The following is a 21,424-nucleotide window of genomic DNA, read 5'->3' as shown; positions in this document are numbered from 1 at the left end:
AACTCGCCGCGAAAGTGCATACGACAAAACTTCGTCTACTTACTCAGAGGTTCATCGAAGCCGAAGGCGTTGCCCGATGAAAAGGGTTGCCTGAAGCTGGAAGATTTTGCGTTTACTGAAGTGATGAGAGATCTGGGGCTTGTCGCCTGGATTCGTTAGCTTAGAGCTCAGCTTAAGAACCGATGGGATTGCGAGGCCGTCCTTTGCCTTGCCCAACAAGGAACTCGGGAAAGTGTTGGGGAGCGCTTCCCTGCGCCACACTGGCGATGCTGAGGGGGACTACGCTCGACCAAAGCGCGGTGTCGTAGACATCGATATCGGGAGCCTGGCCATTGCGAAATCTCTCAAGGAGTCGAAACAGCATGATGAAATCCATTCCGCCATGGCCGCCGAGCTTCTTCGCAATGTCTCCCATGCTCTTCCATAGAGGGTGAGCGTCGTCTTTATAGCCGTCAAGATTGGAATACTGTTCGCCACCCTTCTGGCCATCGAAATAGATTCGCGGAGGATAGTCCTGAAAGAGGCCCTTGGTGCCGCCGATGGCGTTCACACGGCTGTACACCATGGGATTTGAGGTGTCATGTTTCACCGTGATGGTGCGGCCCATCGCGGTTTTGATCAGCGAGATGTTGAAGTCGCCTTCTTTATAGCGTTCGTTCCACTTGGGATTTCCAGCGGGAACATGATCCTTGCGATAGTCGCTGAGGCCGCGCTCAAAGGTGCTCATGGAGACAATGTGGCTAAAGGTGTCGCCGCGATTGATGTCCATGTAGTTTGCGACGGGTCCGAGTCCGTGCGTGGGATAGATGTTTCCGTTAAGGGTGGTGTGTTCCGCGCGACGCCACAGACCCTCGCCTTCATCGCTGAAGAGAATCTCGCGGAGATCGTGAAGGTACGCTCCTTCACCCCAGAGAATGTCGCCGAACTTTCCAGCCTGAGCGAGGCGAAGGACGAGGGTTTCGTTGTAGCCGTAACAGCAATTTTCGAGCATGCTGCAGTGGCGCCGTGTCTTCTCGCTGGTGTGGACGATGCGCCAGCAATCCTCGAGTGTAAGAACGCCGGGCACCTCGATGCACACATGCTTTCCGTGTTCCATTGCGGCCAGGGCAACGGGCGCATGCCACTTCCACGGAGTTGCGGTGATGACCAGGTCGATGTCTTCGCGGAGCATGAGCCGTTCGTAGTCGTGATCGCCGCGGGTGAAGAGTTCAGGAGAAGGCTGTTTTGCGTCGGTGACGAGCTTTTGTGCGCGGGCTGCGTGTTCGGGAGCGATATCGCAGATGGCAACGACTTTTGCATCGGCGCCCAGCAGGTTTTTGAGGAGCGAAGTTCCACGGCCCCCGACTCCTACGATGGCGATGCGCGGGTCTTTTCGTTCGTAGGGAACCTCTGCCATGGACTGAAGGCGAGCAACATGCTTGGATTGTCCGGCTGCTGCATGTGCCACGCTTGCAGCACTGGTTGCGAGGAAGGCGCGACGGCTGAGCATTCTATTTTTTCTCCTAGAACCAAATTCAGGAACGCTGTGGATCGGGCGACATGTGCTGCGAAAGAAAACTCTGGGCGAATGCAGTATCCCGAAAGGATTCCGTTCCACCCGGACGTTGCGTTGAAAGAGCCGCCGCGATGTTGCCCAGGGCGATGCAACTCTCGAGCGATTCGCCTTTGACGAAGCGCGACAGGAAACCTGCGTTGAAGCTGTCGCCTGCGCCAATGGTGTCGATCGGCGTAACCGCGAGGGACGGAACTTCGACGCAGCGCTCGGCTGTCTGGAGGATGGCTCCACGCGAACCGCATTTGACGGCGATCACCGGAACTTTCTTCGAGAGATCCGCTAGAGCTTCGTTGAGGCTGGATTTGCCGGTCATCCGCTTCGCCTCGTCCTCGTTCGGGAGGAGTATGTCGATCGCGGGAAGCATGGCGAGGAAGGCTTCGCCCCAACGATCTTCCGGGTCGTCGTTGCTGTCCATCGAGACGGTCAGCCCACGTGCGCGCAGATTGTGGCACAGCTCCGGCAGGCCCTTCTGCAGGTTTTTCTGCAGGAAGAACGACGAGATATGGAAGTGCCGGGAGCGAGCGAGATATTCGACGTCGATGTCCTGCACGCTCATCTCGGCGATCGTGCCGGGGTAGGTGAGAATGCGACGCGTCCTTCCATGGGGAAGAAGGATGGTCACACCGGTTACAGCGCCGGTGCTGGAGTGAATACAGTGGCTGGTGTCCACACCGGCGTCTCGCAGGCGAGCCAGGGAAATCTGCCCGAGCTCGTCGGCTCCGATCTTTCCCACCAGACCGACCTTACAGCCAAGCGACGCGAGATTGTGCGCTGTGATGGAGCCCGATCCGCCGAGCGTCAGCCGGAAGTCGCTGGCGAGGCTCTCACGCTCGACGGGAATCTCTTCCCGCAGGCCGTAGAGGATCAAGTCGAGATTGATATCACCAGCGATGGTCACGTCGAACATGCAGTCTCCGAACGACTAGAACGACTAGATGGTTACGACGCGGCTGAGATTGCGTGGATGATCGGGATTGAGTCCCATCTTCAGTCCCCGGTGGCTTCCCAGAAGCTGCCCCCACACGACATAGACTGCAATGCGTGCGAGTTCCGGGACCGGCAGATTGAGCTCGATGATGAGATCCGCATAGCTATGGAGATCATTCGAAGCAGTGTTGACGACGGCGAGGGTGTGAGCTCCCAGCTCCTTCATATCGCGAAGGACCGAGGTCTCCATCTCGTAGCCGGTTTCGCTCACCAGCGCCCCTACAAGCGCGTTCGAATCGACAATGGACTTGGGACCATGACGGAATTCGAGCGTATGGAAGAACTGCGCGTAGGTGCTGGAGGATTCCATGACCTTGAGCGCCGTCTCAGACGCGATCGGGTAGAGGGCTCCCTGGCCGAGAAAGGCTACGTCCTGGACCTCCAGCTCTGCGAACTCCTTTACACGTGGAGCATAGATCGCGAGCAAGCGCTCCAGCTCCGCGGGCAAAGCATGAAGGGCGGAAAGAAAGGCATCGTCGTTGGCAAGGGTTGCCGCGAGATATTGCAGTCCTAAGAGCATCCCGGTGAATGAGGATGTCATTACGGTGCTGTCTTCATGGATCGGCAGCTTCAGCACGTGAGGCGTCAGGGCTTCCAGCTCACGTCCGTCGCAGGTGACGGCCAGAAAATCGATCCCTTGAGCCTGCAGGTATTCGGCGACCAGCAAGACCTCCGATGTATGCCCGGAGCGGGAGATCAGTACAGGAAAGTGCGCGTCTTTTCCTTTCGGGAGCGCGACGGAAGGGAAGAGAAGGATCTCGGAGGCCGGAACCGCGCGGGCAGGCACACGGAGCAGGTCGCTGAAGGAATATGCCGCAGCCTGAGCGAGGTAATAGCTGGTGCCGCATCCGACAAAGACCCATTCGATCTCCGTGGGATGAAAATCTTGTGCGAGTTGTTTGAGATTGGTCTGCTGCAGAAACTCAAGGCAGTTTGTCCATACGGTCGGCTGACCGTGAATCTCTCGGAGGGTTGCGATGTCGCTGGCCATCTTCAGGCTGGACCTTTCGAGGAAAGTGAGCTCAAATGAGATGATTCGATTGTAGCACTAAAAGGAATAAAAGATAACAAAAGAATAGTTGCTGTTTTTTTCGAAACCGGCACGCCTTTGAACCTCCTGTCATGTGTTTCAAGATCCGTAGGCCCAATGTTAAAGAGAATTTACGTAAATGCCAGCATCAGAAGAATCCTGGCCCGGATGGGGGCGGATCGGAAGAGCGCGGCGGTGGATTCTTCCGATTCGTTTCGTATGGTATCGTTTCCGTGAGTGAGAGAGCATTATGACCGAGTTTGGCAAAGGCGACAAGTTTGTAGACATGGTAAGTGCGACGGCCGAGGTGGACCTGCGCTTGACGGATTTTCATCCGGTTTCGTCTTTGACATCGGCTCACCACGACGTTCGCGAGGCAAAGTTTCCCGCAATCGATTACCACAACCACCTCGATTCGACGGATCCCCGGGAAGTGCTGCAGATCATGGATCGATGCGGTGTGGAGCACGTCGTGAACATTACCATGCAGGTCGGTCAATCTGCACATGCCATCATGGATCGATTTCACCATGCTGCTCCCGACCGATTCTCTTCGATCGGGTGGATGGATTGGGAGGGCGTGGAGCGTGCGGATTTTGTGCAGGTGACCATCGATCGGCTGAAGCGGCTGGTCGATCATGGAGCCTGTGGCATCAAGTTCTGGAAAGACCTCGGGCTTGTGCTGAAAGACGCGAACGGCGTGCTGTTGCGCATCGACGATGAGCGATTCGATCCGATCTTCTCCGCGTGTGGCGAGCTTGGCTTGCCGGTGATGTTTCATACTGCGGATCCGACGGCCTTCTTTCAACCGATCGATCCTCGGAATGAACGCTATGAGGAGTTGGCGGCGCATCCGGACTGGGCGTTCAGCGATTCGCCCGTCTCAAAGCGCGAGCTGCTGGAGCAGCGCAACCGCGTGATTGCCCGTCATCCGGAGATCACCTTCGTCGGGGCGCATTGCGCGGAGAGCGGAGAAGACCTGGCCTTTCTCTCCGAGCAGCTGGACGCTCTTCCAAATCTCATGGTGGACATCAGCGCCCGCACGCCGGAGCTGGGACGACAGCCTTACAGCGCGCGCAATCTATTTCTAAAATACGCAGATCGAATTCTCTTCGGCACCGACCTGCTTCCTTCGGAAGAGATGTACCGGCTTTACTTCCGATTTTTAGAGACGGCGGATGAGTACTTTGAATATCCATCGCATGCGTCCCGGCAGGGACGATGGAATATCTACGGGGTATCACTGCCTGACGGCGTTCTGAAGAAGATTTACCGCGACAATGCATTGAAGCTGATGCCCCATCTGAGGCGCTAAGGCAAATAATGCTTCAGACTTGGCCTGTGGCGCGGCTTCGCGTAACCTTTCCCTTATATGCCCACCAGTACCACGCCTGCCCCGCCCGCGTTCTTCCCGTCGCCCGACACCATGGAAATCCTCCTCACCAAAGAGCAGATCTCCCAGCGCACCCGTGAGATCGGCGCCCAGATCTCTGCCGAGTACGAGGGGCAGTCCATCGTGCTTATCGGCGTCCTCAAGGGAGCGGCGATCTTCCTCGCTGACCTCGCTCGCGCCATCCAGGTCGACAACACCTTCGACTTCGTTGCCGTCTCCAGCTATGGCCGCGCCCGTGTCTCCTCCGGAGCCGTCAAGCTCATCAAGGATATCGACAACCCCATTGAAGGCAAGCACGTCATCCTGGTCGAAGACATCCTCGATACCGGTCTCACGCTCAGCTTCCTTCGCCAGATGATGCTCCAGCACAAACCCGCATCGCTCAAGATTGCGACCTGCCTCGACAAGCCCGACCGCCGCCTCGTCCCCATCGAAGCCGACTATGTGGCCTTCAAGATTCCCAATCAGTTTGTTATCGGATACGGGATGGACTACGCGGAGCGATATCGCGGAGTGGAAGACATCCGCCTCTTTCCCGAAGACGTCGGCCACTAGACAGTTTTCGCCACATCCATTGTAATTTTTTTCTTCAAGCGCAAGAGCCGGCGGCATGGCCTGGGCTGGCATCGTTCCCCTTGATTGTGCGCGTGAGTCATCTTCTTGGGGAGGACGATTCGCTGCCGGCCTCTCCATCGACAGCTACGTGTAGTGTCTAAAAAGATCACCCTGCGAACCCGTTCGGATTCCGAAAGGTACACTATCCACGCCGAAGATGTTTGCACCTCTTCCCAGGACAGAACATGACACCAGAAAGCCAGACTACAGAGACAGACGATCTCTATGCGCGCGCGATGGCCGCCGCTGGATACATCCGATCCCGTACCGCAACGCGACCCCGGCTTGGTCTCGTTCTCGGTTCCGGACTCGGAGACTTTGCCGATAAGGTCGAAGACCGCATCTCCATCGCGTATTCGGAGATTCCGAATTTTCCGCTCTCCACGGTTGAGGGGCACTCAGGAAAGCTGGTCCTCGGAACGGTTGGCGGGGTTCCGGTCGCGATCATGCAGGGACGGGTTCATGCCTATGAAGGCTATTCCTCGAGGGAGGTTACCTTCCCCACGCGCGTTTTGGGTCTTCTGGGGGTAGAGCGGCTGATCGTCACCAATGCTGCCGGAGGCATCAATACGAGCTATGGCCAGGGCGCCATTGTCGCCATCTCGGACCACATCAATCTCACGGGCACCAACGCCGTGCTCGGTCCCAACGAGCCCCGCTTCGGCCAGCGCTTTTTTGACATGAGTGCGGCGTACTCGCCTACTCTGCGGCGGCTCGCCGGCGAAGAAGCAGCCAGGCAGGGATGGAAGCTTAACGAAGGCGTGTATCTGTCGGTCCTCGGCCCCAGCTATGAGACTCCCGCCGAGATTCGTGCCTTTCGCACCTTGGGAGCCGACCTGGTGGGGATGTCCACGGTCCATGAGGTGATCGTCGCCCGGCACATGGGAATCGAGGTCCTGGGTCTTTCTGTCGTGACCAACATGGCTGCCGGAGTTCTCGAGCAGCCTATCAATCACGAAGAGGTGATGGAGACCGGCCGTCGTATCGCAGGGCAGTTTACCGGACTGCTCACCGCTCTTATTCCCCAGGTGGCCTCAAGCCCGCAGTGAATCCGATGCCGCTTTCCGGAGCGCATTGAGAACTTAAGGCACGTGAAAGGAACTGCTTCTTGCAAGATCAACCCGCGCTGCAACTGTTGCTTCCGCAGCGCCCTCTCATCCTTGGATTGGCCGGCTGCTCCGGTTCCGGAAAGACAACGCTTGCCCGCGAGCTGACCGCGCAGCTTTCGGCTACGCTGCTGCCGCTGGACTTCTACTATCGTTGCTTAAGCCATCTGCCCCAGGAAGAGCGGGGTTTGCAGAACTTCGATCATCCTGACTCGCTCGAGCATACGCTGCTGGTCGAGCATGTGGAGACGCTTGCGGACGGCCGCAACATCGAGCGCCCGATCTACGACTTCACGACTCATACCCGGGTTCCGGATCGCACGGAGATGATTGCGCCCGCGCCGGTCCTGATCGTCGAAGGCATCCTCGCCCTGCATTACTCCCGCCTGCGAGCTCTCTACGATTTCAGCATTTACGTCAACGCGCCGAACGAGATCTGCCTGAATCGCCGCATCTATCGCGACATGCGCGAGCGCGGCCGCACCGAAGAGAGCGTTCGCGCCCAGTTTGAGGCGACCGCAAAACCGATGGCTGATCTTTATGTTCTTCCGTCGGCGCAACACGCGTCTGTGATCGTGGAAGGAACCGACGCTCTCGACTGGTCGGTCGAGCAGGTGCTACAGCGCCTGCACCAGCTCGGGCTGGTTCGCGCAGGACATCGGCGATCCAGCCGCGACGAAGGATAGATCGGCGTACATCTCCGCAACCTGCTCGCGAGCCTGCTGCGATAACACGAAGCGGTCGTCGCGCTTTACCACTGCCGGACCGAAGCGGATGGTTGCCCGGATCGAGCGAGCGCCAGCCAGTCTCCACAGGTGCGGAGCCAGCAGGGCATCGCCCCACCAGCAGACTTCGTTGGCGACGGAGATATCCCGTTCGTCTGAGGAATAGCAGAGCGCCGCAGTTTGAAGAGGAACTCCTTCGTTCAAGACGGAGTGGAAGAGTCCTCGCCGGAAGGGCTGAATTTCAGATCCGTCGGTCGTCGTCCCCTCGGGGAAGAACAGCACCGGCAGGCCGCTGCGATAGGCCTCTGCCATGGCGTGGTTCACCCCGGGATAGGTTGCGGGGCCGCCGCCTCGGACTACGTAGATGGTTCCTGCCTGCCTGGTCAGCCAGCCGATTCCGGGCCAGCCGCGAACCTCCGACTTCGCTACCATCACGAACGGACGTATCGCGGCATAGAGCAGGATGTCGAGATAGCTGAGGTGGTTCGATACGACTGCGCCGCCCTGTGGAAACGTCCCTTCAACGTTCCAGCGAACTCCGAGGGCACGAACGACTCTTCGGCAGCAGCGATGCATCTTCTCCGCGCCTTCCGCGGAGGAGCGAGGGGGCCGGAGGAGAAAGTCCACCGCGAGGGCGAGGAACAACGCAAACGCGCTCAGAATTCTCCAGACTGAACGCAGAGAGCGCAAATCAGCAGCCCTCGAGAAACCGCGCCGCGACCCGGGGATGAAGCGTCTGAAGATCGAGCAGGGTCAGGAAGTCGATGGTGCGGAACTCGTGGTCGATGGCGGGTATGCCGCAGATCTTCGCCCCGATGGCGAGATAGGCGCGCAGGAGCTTTGGCGCTCGCTGCTGGTCTGGCTGGCCCACGGGTGCGGGCATGGCGAAGATAGGGGTTGGTGCGGTTCTCAGCTCCGGCTCAACCATGAAATCGGTGAGCGAGGCGTACACGGCATGGCCCATCTGCGGGTCGAGAGAGTTCAGCGAGCAGCAGCCCATCATATAGCGGCCACCGTTGGCCAATGCGTAGCGGGCGATTCCACGCCATAACAGATGAAGGACCTCGGGCGAGCGATGTTCGCGGTGGATGCAGGCACGGCCCAACTCGACGATCTGGCTGCGCATCGACTCGTAGGGCGCAAAGCAGAATTCCTGCTCGCTGTAGTAGCCGAAGCTGCGGGCGGCGACATCGCCCATCTGCAGCCTGTAGGTTCCGACGATGGCACCGGTTGCGCGCTCTTCCACGACCAGGTGATCGCAGACGTCGTCATAACGATCTTTGTCGTATCCATCGGCGTAGGCCGACTCCAGGCCTTCGTTCATCTCGAGGTTGAAGACGAGGAAACGGAGCCTGTAGGCTGCCGCCCGCTCCAGTTCGGTGATGGCAAGGCGGGCGATGTAGGCGCCGGCTTCGAGGCGGATATCCTTTTTGGCCGGAAAGCTGGGAACGACTGGCGAGACCTGAGGAAGAATAGCGGAAGGCGATTCCTTGACACTGACCATCGACTCTCCTTGATGCCCGGGATGAGTGGTTCGAGGTCAGTCTGCGTCGAATTGTGTTACAGGATGTTCACGCCAAGTGAACATTCGTTGAATCAAAAATGGTGCACCGTTTCGATACCCTCCGTAGCCTTTGCCAATTCGGCTACGGCAACCCAGGCCTCCTGAGCGGATCGCTTCCGCTGATCCGGGGGGACGGAGAAGGTGACCGGCTCTTCGGCGAAGCGGACCTCCGCGCGGATTCCGCGCAGACCGAGGAGATGAAAGATGTGTGGCACCAGAACCACATCGTCTCCCCAGTAGCAGACATTGTCGGCGACCGTCGCCGCGCCGTTTCCTTCGCCAAGGTGATAGCAGATATGCGCCGGGGTCACGGAAGCCCCGGCAGCGCGGGCCTGTGACAGGAGGCCGCTGTGGAACTTCAACATACCGCTGCCGTTGGTGGTCGTTCCCTCGGGGAAGAAGACTACCGGCAGGCCGACGTCGAACGCGGCCTGCAGCCCCGCGCGCGCCTTGAGGGCGGAACCGCCGTGTCCACGGGCGACGTATACCGTTCCTGCCATGGTCGTCATCCAGCCGAGCAGCGGATATTGGGCGACTTCGGCCTTGGAGACGAAGACGCAGGGGTGAAGCGCGGCAAAGACGATGATGTCGAGATAGCCGAGGTGATTGGAGATCACGGCGCCGCGCTCAGGAAATCTTCCCGTCGCCTCGATCTCGATTCCCATTCCGTGGAGAGCTGTGGCGGCGAAGCGATGCAGCCAGTCTGCCCGGGCCTCTCGTGTGGATGGTCTCCGAATCAGCAGCTCCGTGCCGAACCGGAGAAAGTACCCAGCGAGTTGAATGCTTCGACCTGCAGCCCGAAAAAAACTCACCCGTTCCGATCCCCCTGCTGCGCAGTCTATCCTGAGAGGCGTGGATCGCGATGAAACAAGTCTCAAAGGAGATAACGGAGGCACCGAGCCGGAGGGTGCCCCTGAGGCTCCCGGAGAGCACAGAGGCCCTCTCTATCGCCGGCTTGTGCTGCCCCTTCTTGCCCTTCTTCGCCGCGGAGCGTCCCCGAAGCGACTGGCCTGGAGCGTTTCGGTCGGGCTGCTGATTGGAATCAATCCTGTGTTGGGAACGACGACCGTGCTGTGCTTCGCCGTCGCGATGCTTCTACGGTTGAACATCGCCGCATCCCAGCTTGCCAATCATGTCGTCTATCCGTTGCAGCTTCTCCTGGTTGTTCCTTTTCTTCAACTGGGTAGCTACGTCTTCCACACCGAACCTCTTCCTTTTTCCGCGAAGGTTCTTCTGACAGCGATCCGGCGGGACCCGATCGAGTTCGGGCGGAAGATCTGGCGCTGGGAGTGGCATGCCTTCCTGACGTGGACGGCGATTGCCATTGTCCTGGTTCCTCTCATTGCCCTTGCACTTACGCCCTTGTTCCGCAAGCTGTCGGTGCGGCTACAGCAACGTGGCGGTGCGGCATAGTCCCCCCTGTACCTATTTTGCGCAAAATCTTGGAACGGAATGACTTAGTTTTGGACCTGGGCATCCCCGAGATCACTTTGAAGAGGGAAGGCGGGGATTCCAGAGCAGGTTGCCGATACTTCGAAATCTGCGGCGACCGGAACGAAATACAGGGATTCTTCGACTCCGCTGCGCTCCGCTCAGAATGACGGTATGGGTTTAATTTTGAAATGACGGTATAGATTTACTTTTTTTGAATGACGGTATTGGCTGATTTCGTTGAATTTAAATCCGAAAGCCCTGGGGGGTACCCAGGGCTTTTTCGGCGGATGATTCTATTTTAACAAAGCGAAGGAATCTGATCGGCACTTCGGATCTATCGCTTTTTCAGTTTGTTGCCTCGAATCGCGGCTTGACAGGTTTACGTCGCTGCTCTGGCGAACCCTTAGTTGGCTCCGTGGAACTCCTGGACCGGGTCGCCGCTGCGAACCCAGGCGGTGTAGATCATGTCGCGCAGCTCAATGGCTCCGGCCGCGAGCCGCTCCTCGGTGAAGGTCTTTGCCTCGGGGGTTCCGGCACCGTTGAAGCCGCCAGTTTTCTCGATCTGGTACGTCTTCTCCACGAGGGTGGCCGAGTGGCGCAGATAGGTCAGGTAATCCGCCCATTCGTCGTCGAGCAGCTTCGGCTGTGCTGCCGCAACCAGCGGAGCGAGGTCACCGGACTTGATGTTCGCGGTCACATAGAGGGACTCGAACAGGGAGTGAATCTTGTGCTCGGTTGTGTAGCCATTGGGATTGGGACCATTCCAGCCGTTGTACTGTATGGTGACGTGCAGGGGCTGGGAGCCATCGGCTACGTAATGGCCGAGCCAGGCCGCGTAAAAGAGAATTGCAGTCTCAGCCGGTTTGGTGTCTTCTCCGGCAGCGAGAAGATGCCGATACTCCCGCATCCCGACCTTCAATCGCTGCCAAACTTCTTCGGTCACGTAAGGCTGGAGACCAACCTTCTCCGGCGTCAACTGGATGTCGGGATGAGCGGCCTGCGCCTGGGCGAGGGCGCGAACGAAGTCGTAGCGCTTTTTCGGAAGAGTGCCGATCAGATCTGCATACTCGAAGTCGATGAAGTGCTCGGAAGCCTGAGCATCGCCGAGCTCCTGCTCCGCGCGATTGCGCCAGCGATCAGGCTCCGGGCCAAGGTATTCCATCGTGTCGAGTGCATTGCCGTTGCGCAGAAACGCCGGCACGTCCGTGGGAAGGTAGGTGGCTGCAAGCCGGTTGACCATCCGGTGGCCGTCTCCTCCCCAGGCAAAGGAAGGCTGCACCGTCATCCATGGCACCAGGGCAGAGGCCACAGCAAAACGCATCACACGAGCAAATTTGGACATTAACCGAGTATATCCGGCGACCTTTTCGAGGAATCCGGTTGGTTCGTGAACATGCGTTAAGCGATTTCGAAGGTCGTGGTTACGATGAAACCGTTGCGAAGATGGGCATCCGGCACCATGCGTCATTCGAGAGAGAGTGTCGGGTTTTCGGCAACTTCAGTTCTGAAGTTCTGCCTTTTGCTTGCTGCTCCTGGAACATAAACTGCAATTTTGTCTATGTTTCTCGAGAGCTGCGAGGGCATTTTCTCGCCGCTGCCTGGCTATTCCGGCTGCTGTTCTGTCGCGTTCGGCCTCAGCGGTGGATAGATCTAATCCCGAGGCGCGGAATTCTTCCGCAAGATCTTGTCCTGTTGCGCAAAGCATGCCGATAAGGCTATCACTCCTGCCACCACTGGAGTTATGGGCGACAGAGGCAGCACGCAGTTTCCTCTGTAGGTGTCCCTTCACGCGCCAGTGAATTTATCTGCGCTTCAACAGATGTAGTCGCCCCTTTAGACCAGGACTTCTGCGCCTAGAACGGCGGTGGTGCCGAAGACTCGACGGTATCGCTCGATCTCCTCGGCGGGGCCAGTGGCTTTGTGCGCATTGTCGCTGAGCTTCACCGCCGGTCTTCCTTCCACCGTCACGACCTTGCAGACCAGGCTGATGGGTTCGAAGTCGTGCTCGCCGTGGGGATGGCAGTTGCGAAAGTCATTGGTAAGCAGAGTTCCCCAGCCCGCGCTAAAGCGAATGCGCCCTCTGAAGTACTTTTCCAGCGTGAGAATGTCGTCGACGTCCAGGCCGTCGGAGGCGATCAGGCGCTTTCGACGGGCGTCGCGGCCCCGGCTCATCAGCCACGCGATGTATTCGTCTCCGGCGACGAAGGGATCTTTGGAGTCGGCCCGCTGGCCGGTCCAGTCGGCTACCCAGTCCGGCGCGTTTTCGAGGAACTGGGTGGTGCCGAAGGTATCGGGCAACAGGATGAGAAGCTCGCCGCCGTAGCTCTTCTGCCAGAGCTCGAGCACGCGGTACTGGGACTGGTGCAACTCTTCGTCGGAGTTCGAGAGCGCGGCGAGGGCCATGGGGAGCTCGTGCGCGTTGGTTCCCATGGCTTCGAGATTATGTTTGTAGGCCAGGTAGGTATTCGAGGTTCCGGAGAGGCTTTCTCCGAGACCGGCGCGCATGGCCATCACCACGTATTCCTGCCACAGAAAGCTGTGGCGACGGCGGGTTCCGAACTCGGAGATTCGCACGTCGGGGACCTCGCGTAGTTTTTCGATCTTGTCCCAGAGACGCGTCTTGGCCCGGGCATAGAGGATGTCCAGCTCCAGCTCGCTAAGCTTTCCAAGGCCGGAGCGGGTCTTCATCTCGCTGAGCAGGGCGAGGCCGTAGATCTCCCACATGGTGACCTCGGTCCACAGGCCGGAGAAGTGCAGGACGAGCTGACCGTCGTGCTCGGTGACTTCGTAGTCGGAGAGGCGGAAGTCGTGTTCGAGCCAATCGAGAAAGGCGGGTTCGAAGATGGTGCGGGTGCCGTAGAAGGTGTTTCCAGCCAGCCAGATCAGCTCGCTCTTCCGGAAGCGGAGGCGACGGACATGTTCCAGCTGCTCGATCAGGACTTCCTTCGAGATGAGTTCCGCCAGCCGGACCGAGGTGGTTCGGTTCGTCGTCTCCGAGGTTACGTGGACCTGGGGAAAGTTTTTCCAGATGAACTGGAGCATGAGTAATTTGTAGAAGTCGGTATCCAGCAACGATCGGACGATGGGATCGAGTTTCCAGTTGTGGTTGTGGGCTCTTTCGGCCAGATTGACGTTCATGTCTTCCAGTCTCGCCGGTCGGTGGCTTGGGGGCAATCCCCGCGAGCTGGGGATTCCTGGCGGAGAATACTAAAATTCACACATCTCCGCGTCAGACGCAGGATTTGGCTTGGTATTCTATAAAGGCTATGCTCACGAAAAAAGAACTCCTCACCCAGCCCATCCAGCACATCGACATCAAGCAGCACAACGTTGTGGCTCTGGTCGATGCCATGCAGTCGATGGCCTTCAGCTCGCGCGATACCGCTCGCGCCGCCTCGATCTACGAGATGATGCTCCGCGACACGGAGTGTGGTGTCATCCTGTGTCTTGCCGGATCGCTCATCTCGGCTGGCCTGCAGAAGGTGATCGTCGACCTGATCCGCAACAACATGATCGATGCCATCGTCTCGACGGGCGCCAACATCGTCGATCAGGACTTCTTTGAAGCCCTCGGCTATAACCATTACATCGCCGGCGATGAATACAAGTACGGTCACGAAGACGGCATTCTTCGCGAGCTGATGATCGATCGCATCTACGACACCTTCATCGACGAGGAAGAGCTTCGGGCCTGCGACGAGACGACGCACCAGATCACCAACTCGCTGGAGCACCGGCCCTACAGCTCGCGCGAGTTTATCCGCGAGATGGGAGCTTATCTGGCGAAGAACGGAAAGACCCCGCAGGCGGGTGGACGCGACTCGATCGTGCTGGCCGCCTACGAGAAGAATGTTCCGATCTTCTGCCCGGCCTTCTCGGACTGCTCGGCGGGCTTCGGTCTGGTCGCCCACCAGCATGAGCGGCAGGGCAAACCTTCCGTATCGATCGATTCCGCCAAGGACTTTTACGAGCTGACGCAGCTGAAGATCGCGAATCCGACCACGGGTCTGTTGATGGTCGGTGGCGGCGTTCCGAAGAACTTTGCGCAGGACATTGTCGTTGCCGCGGACATCCTTGGGGTGGACGCTTCGATGCACAAGTATGCGATCCAGATTACGGTGGCCGATTCCCGTGACGGAGCGCTGTCGGGATCGACCCTGAAAGAGGCTTCCAGCTGGGGGAAGGTCGACACCACTTACGAGCAGATGGTCTTCTCCGAAGCTACGATGGCCCTGCCACTTATCGCAGGCTACGCCTTTCACAAGAATGCCCAGGCAGCACGCGAGGGCAAGAGATGGGCTGTCATCCTGGACCGAGTTGAAGTAACCAGCTAAAATAACGCCAAAGTAACTAAAAAAGCCGCCCAATCCCCGGGCGGCTTTTTTTGATGAGATGGTGATCCAAAAGCCTCTATCCTTCGTATTCCTATTGACTTGTAAGGTTACCTCGGCCTCTTCTGAGGCCCAAGGAGTGCAAACTCTGGCATGCTCTGCATGAGTGGAAATTGGATTTTGTTTAGTTATTTCAATTACTTACAAAAAAGGTAGTGTTTTTCGAAAGATAGGTTACTTTTGTTACATGCACTCCAGCAACTCGTTATACCCTGAATGCTGAAAATGCATTTCGTTGTTCTTTCTTTTTCATTGGGCTCTCCAGCTTCCCATATGAACTGCCAAGGTGCCTTAAAGGTTCGTCCAGCATGCACATGCTTCCGATTTTAGGATTTCTCTCTCTGTTAGCGGCTTGCGGGATATTGTTGTTCGCTTTCTGGCGATCGCAACGTGCCGTACGTGAACTTGCGCTGCAGCTTACCCAAGCACGCGAGCAACAATATCAAGACAAGATGCAGCTCTCCGAGCGTTCCCAGCTCGACACTCTTAAAGATGAGTTCATCTCTACCGTTTCCCACGAGCTTCGGACCCCTCTGACCAGCATTCGCGGAGCGCTGGGCCTGCTCTCGTCCGGAACGATCGGCGACCTCGATCCCCGGGCTATGAATCTGCTTCGGATCGCGACGACGAACACGGACCGCCTGATCCGGCTGATCAACGACATCCTTGACCTAGAGCGAATGGAATCCGGGCGCGCTCCGCTTCAGATTCGCCGATGCTCCCTCCGCGATCTTTGCCAGCAGGCGATTGAAACCATGACGCCGATGGCGGACGACCACACGGTTCACCTTGAGCTGGTTCCGTTTACGGTAGGACAGAACGCGTCGATCGATTCGCTTTTCTTTGATGGGGACTCGGATCGCATACTTCAGGTGTTGACCAACCTGCTCTCGAACGCCATTAAGTTTTCAACGCCGGCGTCGACCGTGCGAATCCATACCGATGCGACCTCGGATTCCATCCTGGTTAAAGTGGTCGATGAAGGACGCGGTATTCCCGCAGATAAACTCGACTCTGTCTTCGATCGCTTCCAGCAGGTGGAACATGCGGATGCGAGGCAGCGTGGAGGGACCGGCCTGGGCCTGTCGATCTGCCGCAGCATCGTTCAACAGCACAGTGGCTCCATCTGGGCGCAGCGGAACCTCATCAAGGGAACTACGCTTTTCGTCATGCTTCCCCGTACCGCTCGATCGACCGATCTCACAACGCCGGTTGCAGCGCCTGCGCCGGGCGAAGGAGCGATTCTCGTCTGCGATGACGACCCTGGTATCCGGACGGTTGTCTCCGAGCATTTGACGCGGCAGGGTTATACGGTGATCGAGGCGGGCAGCGGCGAAGAGGCTCTCAGCATTGCGTCCGAGCATTCGGTAGAAGCGATCCTGCTGGATCTTTATATGCCGGGGCTGAGTGGATGGGAGACGCTTCAGCGCCTGCGAGATAATCCGGCGACCGCGGAGATCCCAGTCGTTGTTCTCAGCGTTCTCTCTTCTACGCTTCGCCCTCAGCTGACGGGCGATGCTCAGGGGTGGGTGCAGAAGCCCTTTAGCGAGAACCATCTTTTTGCGGAACTGGGCCGGGTTCTCCATCGTGGAGATGGCCCTGCCTATGTTCTTCTGGTTGAGGACGACGACGACCTTGCCAGCATTCTGATTGCAAATTTCCATGGCACAGCCGTTCACATCGACCATGCCTCAACGCGGCAGCAGGCGATACGTCACTGTGTGGGACGCCGTCCTGACCTGGTGATTCTTGACCTGACGCTTCCTGATGGTGATGGTTTTTCTTTCGTGGAATGGCTTCGTCAGCAACCCCCTCTTCGGAGCATGCCGCTGGTCGTCTACTCCGGCCATGAGTTGTCGGATGCCGAGATGTCGAAGCTGCGCCTGGGAACTACCGAGTTTCTGACCAAGGCGAAGGTCCAACCCCATGAAGTCGAAACGCTGGTTCTTTCCATGGTGCAGCGTCTCCGTTCTAAGTACGATCATCTGATTTCAGCCGGTCCAGCTGCCTGAGTCCCTGGAGAACCAGGCAGCCTTCACTCCATCTCCAGATGGTTTGCAGCATGAGAAGATGGTTAACCCATGCAGAGAATTTTGATCATCGACGATGAAGATGACATTCGGGAAGTTGCATCCCTCTCGCTGGAAGCGACCGCAGGATGGCAGGTTCTGACGGCAAGCTCCGGTGTTCAGGGAATCGAATTAGCGATCGAACATCAACCGGATGCCATTCTGATGGATGTCATGATGCCGGGAGTGGACGGCCCCACAACCTTCCGGCAGATGCAGCAGATTCCCGCTATCGCGCATATTCCGGTGCTTCTGCTAACGGCAAAGGTTCAAGGAGTCGACAAGCGGCGTTTTGCCAATCTGGAGGTGGCAGCGGTTCTTTTCAAGCCCTTCGATCCGCTCACTCTCGCCGAACAGATTGCTGGCGCGCTGCAATGGGAGTCTCCCCGCCATCTGCACGCCGGATCGTCTCAGCGCCTTCATCCACGTTGAAAGAGTAGGGCTCGCCCGTTTGGAGCAAAACACCCTGCTACTTTGCCGCTATTTCTCGCGGCTTAGAACGGGAGCGACAGCCTGACTGCAAATTCCTTTCGAAGTGCATGCGCGTACTCCGAAGAAGACATTGTCCTTCGAAACGGGAAGCCGCACTGAATTCGGCACCTGACCGGGAAAACTTTTCGCATCCGCGGCATATTGCCAGTTGTTGACAGCTGTTTCGCGCCACACGATCTGGTAGCTCAGCTCGCCAGAAAAGTTCTTCGGACTCTCCCATTTGAGAAGGGTGTCGTTATCCAGATTCGTTGTGAGGACGCGAACCTGTTGGGGCACGCCGGGAGACAGGGCGAGAGTCGCAAGCGTGGCGATATTAAGCCTTGCAGTCTGCGCGATGTAATTAAAATCATCGAATTTGAGAAGATCGCCATATTCTTTTCCGTCTTCCGTCTTCCGTCTTCCGTCTTCCGTTCGAACGTGCTGATGCTGATGGTCAAAGTTTTCGCGCCATTCCGTAAATCGCACTGCGGGAAAGCCCTCATCGCTGAACGATTTGTGATCGCCACCGCGCAGGAAGCGATCCAGCCGAAGCTCCATCACGGCTTGAAAGGGCTCGTGACTGCCCGCGAGATAGGTACGGTTTACTGCGAGTACTTCGCGAGCGAGCTGCCGCGATGGCGTTTCGTTTTCGCTGCCGGTACTGAGCGCCTGACGGATTTGTTCGATGGGAGAAGAGGGCAGAATTCCCTGAGAGAATACGCGGATGCGCTGTTTGCTTTGCAGCGTGTCCCCCGGTGTGGTGTCGCCACCGACAATGTCATTGTTCAGAACTCCTTCCAGTTGCCAGCCCTCCTTCTGAGCGCGCTGAGCGAGATGACGGGAGCCGTTCAGACCCTGCTCTTCTCCAGCAACAGCTACGAAGACGAGGGTTGCGGGAAATTTGTACTGACTCAAGACTCGGGCGGCTTCCATCGAGACCGCAGTGCCGCTGGAATCATCGTTCGCGCCGGGTGCGAAGTCATGCGTGTTCATGACATCGGTCTCGCGCGTGTCATAGTGGCCGGTGATCAGGTACATGCGCTTTGCGGATGCCGGGTCTGATCCCCGCAGGATTGCGACGACATTCCGAAGCGGGGTCGGCTTCACGATTCGTGGACGGCTATTATTAAACCCGGCCTGCGGCTGCTCGACAAACTCATCGACTGTACTTCAAGACAGCCACCACAAGCTTTGCTGTATTCCTCAAACTGCGATTTGATCCAATCCGCGGCAGCGAGCACGCCCGTGCCAGGCTTGAGGTCTGTTTCGGTCGATGAAATCGTTGAACGATTGTTGAAACTCACGAGGCGAACGATGTTCGCTTTGATCTTCTCGGCCGAGACGGATTTTAATGCTGCCAGAATCTGCCTGTCAGCCGGCTCTGTTCCAAGCGGTGCGCCGGCCCTCTGGTAATCCAGCCTGTTCGCCGTGGAAGGATTGGTCTTCTGTGCCCTGGCGGAACCAGCCAGCATAACGGCAATCATCGCGAACAGAGCGAAATAAAACCTCTTCATAGGAAAGTCCCTCTCAGTACCACTTCGAACACTCTGTCAGCTTTTGAATCTGCTCACTGCAAATATCACGCTAGTTAAAGATATGGGCATCATGGCAAAAAACCAATCCGATTCAGAAGATGAGCTGCGAACACTCTCTTAGAAGTGACTGCCGTTTGCTTCTGCAATCCAAAGCTAGTGCCTGGGGAAGCAGGCTTGCGCGTAAGGCTGAAGGGACCTTTGCGTGGCATGCAGCAAGATCTCCATGGGTTCCATCGAGAGTTGGTGATCGCGCAAGGCTGCGTACTCCAGCGGCAAAAATGCGCTGAGCATTGTCTCGGGAATGCTTACAGATCGTAGATTCTCCATCAGGCGCTCTACGGCTGCGTGCACGTCGGGTTGCGACCAGTAGTAGCGGATGCGATCGCTATAGCTGAAGGTGCGCAGCAGCCTCTGCTCCTCCGCGTTGCCGTGATAATGACTTTTCCAGTTTGCCGGAGACGCAAGCATCACTCGTTCCACTGTCTCGCGCACACAAGATTGTTTTGTCTCCGGTAGGAGATATGCCTCGATTGCCGCAAGCGCGAAGATGGCTTCGCGCATGGCAAAGGTTACGGCCGGACCGACCTTAAGGATGGCAAAGCCGTCGCGAAGCAGTTCGAAATAGGCCTGCTCCTTCTGGTAATCCGACGAGTGCGCTTCAAAGACAAGCGGCGCACGAGATTGTAGCCATGATGAGAGTGCCTGCGCCTGGTTTCCGTCGTACTCATGAACTGAATCGTGGTTGAACTCGACGCCTGGTTGCACGACTACGGCGATCACGCGCTCGAACGCCTCTGTCAGCCCTAAGCCGGCAAACTGCCGGCGATGTTCCTCCAAGGTCTCTTCCGCGGCTGCCACCGTCGTTACCGCAAGGGAATCGAGGCCCTCTGTAGCGCCGCCTGGCGTTGGAACCTCCGTGCCAATCACGTAGACGGGCTTCGTCCCAGTTACTGCCCGCTCGGCTGCAGCGCAGAGCCGCGCCGAGCGTAACGCAACGGTTTGCGGAAGCAAGGGGGAAGGATCATCCGCGCATGGCATGCTTGCGTCCAGGTGAAGCTTCACGAAACCTTCACGTGCGTACTCCGCTACCAGTTCTTCCGCATGCGCCATGGCAATCTTTGCCGGCTCATGTTGCCAGGGATTTGGCCCCAGGTGGTCTCCGCCGAGGATGATCCGGTCAAAGGGAAGAGATTCCTCGGCCGCGAGCTGCTGCGCCAGCTCGCGAAAGTCTGCAGGCCGCATCCGCGTGTACCCGCCGAATTGATTTACCTGATTGGACGTTGCCTCAAGAAGCAGCGGGGAATCGTCAGCCCGTGCCTGACGCATCGCAGCTCGGATCGCCGTCGGATTGGCCGTACATACGGAATAGATTCCTCTGGCATGGCCGGGCAAGTGTCGATTGCATAGAAGAGTCTGCAGGTTTTCCTTCACATTCATTCGGCTCTCCGAGCAAAGGTCAATAAGCGTAAGTAAGCGTAAGTATACAATTCCGAAGCGATTCTCCCTCTTGTCGGCTGCTGGGCGCCTCGAAAACCAGACAGGGCATGAAGGCTTGCCCATCTGCATAGCCAGCTGCAGCGAAGAGGCGCTTTTCCCAGGGTGACCGTACGGAGGGAGAAAACCGAACCGCCGGGCGATACACTAGAAGGGAAGCGAGGATTATGTTTCCCTATATCGATTTTGGCCCGGTGCACCTGGGTACGTTCGGGCTGTTGCTGTGGTTGGCCGCGGTGGTCGCGACCGTGGTGCTTCACAAAAACTTCGTTCGCAATGGCGTGGATGCCGACGCCCTTAATATTGTGGCGTTTGTGGTGATTGCCGGGGTGGTTGGCGCCAAGGTATGGCATGAGCTGCAGGATCCGGCTACGCTGCGCATGTCGATGGCTCGGATCGTGGCTCCGGGATGGAAGCACCCGCTGGATATGGTGATCGGATTTCTGCATTGGTTCCAGGCGGGATTCGCTTGGTTTGGCGGGATGCTGGCGGGAATCCTGATGCTGATGTGGATGGGGACGAAGGCGAAGTTTCGCGCGCAGGGAGAGGGTGCTTCCGGCGAGAGCATTGGAGCGTTGCGAATGCTGGACCTGGCCGCGCCCGCGGCTGCGATCGGGTATGGCGTAGGCCGGATCGGATGCCTGCTCTCTGGTGATGGCGACTATGGAATCAAGACGACGCTGCCGTGGGGAGTGCACATGCGTGCGGATGCGCTGGTGCCGACGCCGGACCTGGTGCAGCCGACGCCAGTCTACGAGCTGCTGTACTCCGTCGCGCTGGCGTTGTGGCTATGGCGCAGGGCAAAGAGCAAACCCCCGGTAAGCGTGATTACCGGCGAGTACCTGGTGCTGAGCGGTATCGGCAGGTTCCTGGTTGAGTTTGTCCGGATCAATCCGAGATTGTACTGGGGCATGAGCAATGCGCAGGTAGCGGCATTGGGATCGATTCTGGCCGGAGCGGCGCTGGTCGCGGTGGCTCGATCGAAGAATGTGCAGTGGACCCCGGAGCTGGCAGGGGACTCGCAAAACTGAGCTGAAGATCAAAAGCCCGGATGG

20 protein-coding genes are annotated in these 21,424 nt (G+C 57.9%); 9 read left to right on the top strand and 11 right to left on the bottom strand.

Features of this window, described 5'->3' with window-relative positions:
• Positions 1 to 172: 172 nt before the first annotated feature.
• The 3 genes from AC5S26_RS13040 to AC5S26_RS13030 are packed head-to-tail and all read right to left on the bottom strand — an operon-like array spanning position 173 to position 3,533.
• On the bottom strand, positions 173 to 1,489 hold the full coding sequence (locus AC5S26_RS13040) for a Gfo/Idh/MocA family protein (RefSeq protein ID WP_494185328.1): 1,317 nt from the start codon (positions 1,487 to 1,489) through the stop codon (positions 173 to 175).
• A gap of 25 nt (positions 1,490 to 1,514) precedes the next feature.
• A complete protein-coding gene (locus tag AC5S26_RS13035) occupies positions 1,515 to 2,462 on the bottom strand; it encodes a carbohydrate kinase family protein (protein WP_494185327.1) in 948 nt (315 codons plus the stop codon).
• 24 nt (positions 2,463 to 2,486) lie between these two features.
• Positions 2,487 to 3,533, bottom strand: coding sequence for an SIS domain-containing protein (locus AC5S26_RS13030; RefSeq protein WP_494185326.1), 1,047 nt, complete (start codon positions 3,531 to 3,533; stop codon positions 2,487 to 2,489).
• A 289-nt stretch (positions 3,534 to 3,822) separates the two neighbouring features.
• Between AC5S26_RS13030 and AC5S26_RS13025 the strand changes: the two genes are divergently transcribed.
• The 4 genes from AC5S26_RS13025 to udk all read left to right on the top strand — a co-directional run bounded on the left by AC5S26_RS13025 (position 3,823) and on the right by udk (position 7,372).
• A complete protein-coding gene (locus tag AC5S26_RS13025; protein ID WP_494185325.1) occupies positions 3,823 to 4,887 on the top strand; it encodes an amidohydrolase family protein in 1,065 nt (354 codons plus the stop codon).
• A 57-nt stretch (positions 4,888 to 4,944) separates the two neighbouring features.
• On the top strand, positions 4,945 to 5,520 hold the full coding sequence (hpt, locus tag AC5S26_RS13020; protein ID WP_494185324.1) for a hypoxanthine phosphoribosyltransferase: 576 nt from the start codon (positions 4,945 to 4,947) through the stop codon (positions 5,518 to 5,520).
• A 245-nt stretch (positions 5,521 to 5,765) separates the two neighbouring features.
• Positions 5,766 to 6,629 carry a purine-nucleoside phosphorylase gene (locus AC5S26_RS13015; protein ID WP_494185323.1) on the top strand — a complete coding sequence of 288 codons (864 nt, stop codon included), beginning with the start codon at positions 5,766 to 5,768 and terminating at the stop codon, positions 6,627 to 6,629.
• A gap of 59 nt (positions 6,630 to 6,688) precedes the next feature.
• On the top strand, positions 6,689 to 7,372 hold the full coding sequence (gene udk, locus AC5S26_RS13010) for a uridine kinase (RefSeq protein WP_494185322.1): 684 nt from the start codon (positions 6,689 to 6,691) through the stop codon (positions 7,370 to 7,372).
• Here the strand turns inward: udk and AC5S26_RS13005 are convergent.
• The 3 genes from AC5S26_RS13005 to AC5S26_RS12995 form a co-directional block, all read right to left on the bottom strand.
• The gene (locus tag AC5S26_RS13005) at positions 7,304 to 8,101 is read right to left on the bottom strand and encodes a lysophospholipid acyltransferase family protein (protein WP_494185321.1); all 798 of its coding nucleotides are present in this window, start codon (positions 8,099 to 8,101) and stop codon (positions 7,304 to 7,306) included. The two genes, udk and AC5S26_RS13005, sit on opposite strands and share 69 nt — an antisense overlap.
• A 1-nt stretch (position 8,102) precedes the next feature.
• Positions 8,103 to 8,915: a GNAT family N-acetyltransferase gene (locus AC5S26_RS13000; RefSeq protein ID WP_494185320.1), complete on the bottom strand. Its 813-nt coding sequence runs from the start codon at positions 8,913 to 8,915 to the stop codon at positions 8,103 to 8,105.
• A gap of 92 nt (positions 8,916 to 9,007) precedes the next feature.
• Positions 9,008 to 9,787 carry a lysophospholipid acyltransferase family protein gene (locus AC5S26_RS12995; protein WP_494185319.1) on the bottom strand — a complete coding sequence of 260 codons (780 nt, stop codon included), beginning with the start codon at positions 9,785 to 9,787 and terminating at the stop codon, positions 9,008 to 9,010.
• 40 nt (positions 9,788 to 9,827) lie between these two features.
• Between AC5S26_RS12995 and AC5S26_RS12990 the strand changes: the two genes are divergently transcribed.
• Positions 9,828 to 10,388 (top strand): DUF2062 domain-containing protein, encoded by a 561-nt coding sequence (locus AC5S26_RS12990; RefSeq protein ID WP_494185318.1) that lies wholly within the window; start codon positions 9,828 to 9,830, stop codon positions 10,386 to 10,388.
• A gap of 424 nt (positions 10,389 to 10,812) precedes the next feature.
• Here AC5S26_RS12990 and AC5S26_RS12985 read toward each other — a convergent pair whose 3' ends face one another.
• Both AC5S26_RS12985 and pncB read right to left on the bottom strand, forming a co-directional pair.
• Complete coding sequence (locus AC5S26_RS12985) at positions 10,813 to 11,751, bottom strand: S1/P1 nuclease (RefSeq protein ID WP_494185317.1); 939 nt, start codon at positions 11,749 to 11,751, stop codon at positions 10,813 to 10,815.
• A 491-nt stretch (positions 11,752 to 12,242) separates the two neighbouring features.
• Positions 12,243 to 13,547, bottom strand: a complete 1,305-nt coding sequence (gene pncB / locus AC5S26_RS12980) for a nicotinate phosphoribosyltransferase (protein ID WP_494185316.1) — start codon at positions 13,545 to 13,547, stop codon at positions 12,243 to 12,245.
• 128 nt (positions 13,548 to 13,675) lie between these two features.
• On the opposite strand from pncB, the gene AC5S26_RS12975 reads away from it, so the two are divergent.
• The 3 genes from AC5S26_RS12975 (at position 13,676) to AC5S26_RS12965 (ending at position 17,301) form a co-directional block, all read left to right on the top strand.
• Positions 13,676 to 14,743: a 1,9-bis(guanidino)-5-aza-nonane synthase gene (locus AC5S26_RS12975; protein ID WP_494185315.1), complete on the top strand. Its 1,068-nt coding sequence runs from the start codon at positions 13,676 to 13,678 to the stop codon at positions 14,741 to 14,743.
• A 422-nt stretch (positions 14,744 to 15,165) separates the two neighbouring features.
• Complete coding sequence (locus tag AC5S26_RS12970; RefSeq protein ID WP_494185314.1) at positions 15,166 to 16,812, top strand: ATP-binding response regulator; 1,647 nt, start codon at positions 15,166 to 15,168, stop codon at positions 16,810 to 16,812.
• Between the two features lie 69 nt (positions 16,813 to 16,881).
• Positions 16,882 to 17,301, top strand: coding sequence for a response regulator (locus AC5S26_RS12965; protein ID WP_494185313.1), 420 nt, complete (start codon positions 16,882 to 16,884; stop codon positions 17,299 to 17,301).
• A gap of 48 nt (positions 17,302 to 17,349) precedes the next feature.
• On the opposite strand, the gene AC5S26_RS12960 is transcribed toward AC5S26_RS12965, so the two are convergent.
• From AC5S26_RS12960 to AC5S26_RS12950, 3 genes are all read right to left on the bottom strand, one after another.
• A complete protein-coding gene (locus AC5S26_RS12960; protein WP_494185312.1) occupies positions 17,350 to 18,447 on the bottom strand; it encodes a M20/M25/M40 family metallo-hydrolase in 1,098 nt (365 codons plus the stop codon).
• On the bottom strand, positions 18,444 to 18,854 hold the full coding sequence (locus tag AC5S26_RS12955; protein WP_494185311.1) for a hypothetical protein: 411 nt from the start codon (positions 18,852 to 18,854) through the stop codon (positions 18,444 to 18,446). Before AC5S26_RS12955 ends, AC5S26_RS12960 begins: the two co-directional genes overlap by 4 nt.
• Before the next feature lie 174 nt (positions 18,855 to 19,028).
• Entirely contained in the window at positions 19,029 to 20,312 is a 1,284-nt protein-coding gene (locus tag AC5S26_RS12950) for a D-tagatose-bisphosphate aldolase, class II, non-catalytic subunit (protein WP_494185310.1), read from the bottom strand.
• Positions 20,313 to 20,536: 224 nt separating this feature from the next.
• Between AC5S26_RS12950 and AC5S26_RS12945 the strand changes: the two genes are divergently transcribed.
• Complete coding sequence (locus tag AC5S26_RS12945; protein WP_494185309.1) at positions 20,537 to 21,400, top strand: prolipoprotein diacylglyceryl transferase; 864 nt, start codon at positions 20,537 to 20,539, stop codon at positions 21,398 to 21,400.
• Positions 21,401 to 21,424: the final 24 nt, after the last annotated feature.

This window comes from Edaphobacter sp. FHG110511_03 (assembly GCF_059115365.1).
Note: the sequence above shows the minus strand (reverse complement) of the source record. Positions and strands in the feature narration are given on the sequence as shown.

Coding starts and splice junctions, on each gene's coding strand:
- AC5S26_RS13040 (WP_494185328.1), bottom strand. CDS start 1,489: ATGCTCAGCCGTCGCGCCTTCCTCGCAACCAGTGCTGCAAGCGTGGCA.
- pncB (WP_494185316.1), bottom strand. CDS start 13,547: ATGAACGTCAATCTGGCCGAAAGAGCCCACAACCACAACTGGAAACTC.
- AC5S26_RS12955 (WP_494185311.1), bottom strand. CDS start 18,854: ATGAAGAGGTTTTATTTCGCTCTGTTCGCGATGATTGCCGTTATGCTG.
- AC5S26_RS13030 (WP_494185326.1), bottom strand. CDS start 3,533: ATGGCCAGCGACATCGCAACCCTCCGAGAGATTCACGGTCAGCCGACC.
- AC5S26_RS13015 (WP_494185323.1), top strand. CDS start 5,766: ATGACACCAGAAAGCCAGACTACAGAGACAGACGATCTCTATGCGCGC.
- AC5S26_RS12975 (WP_494185315.1), top strand. CDS start 13,676: ATGCTCACGAAAAAAGAACTCCTCACCCAGCCCATCCAGCACATCGAC.
- AC5S26_RS12950 (WP_494185310.1), bottom strand. CDS start 20,312: ATGAATGTGAAGGAAAACCTGCAGACTCTTCTATGCAATCGACACTTG.
- AC5S26_RS13035 (WP_494185327.1), bottom strand. CDS start 2,462: ATGTTCGACGTGACCATCGCTGGTGATATCAATCTCGACTTGATCCTC.
- AC5S26_RS12985 (WP_494185317.1), bottom strand. CDS start 11,751: ATGTCCAAATTTGCTCGTGTGATGCGTTTTGCTGTGGCCTCTGCCCTG.
- AC5S26_RS13025 (WP_494185325.1), top strand. CDS start 3,823: ATGACCGAGTTTGGCAAAGGCGACAAGTTTGTAGACATGGTAAGTGCG.
- AC5S26_RS12965 (WP_494185313.1), top strand. CDS start 16,882: ATGCAGAGAATTTTGATCATCGACGATGAAGATGACATTCGGGAAGTT.
- AC5S26_RS13000 (WP_494185320.1), bottom strand. CDS start 8,915: ATGGTCAGTGTCAAGGAATCGCCTTCCGCTATTCTTCCTCAGGTCTCG.
- hpt (WP_494185324.1), top strand. CDS start 4,945: ATGCCCACCAGTACCACGCCTGCCCCGCCCGCGTTCTTCCCGTCGCCC.
- AC5S26_RS12945 (WP_494185309.1), top strand. CDS start 20,537: ATGTTTCCCTATATCGATTTTGGCCCGGTGCACCTGGGTACGTTCGGG.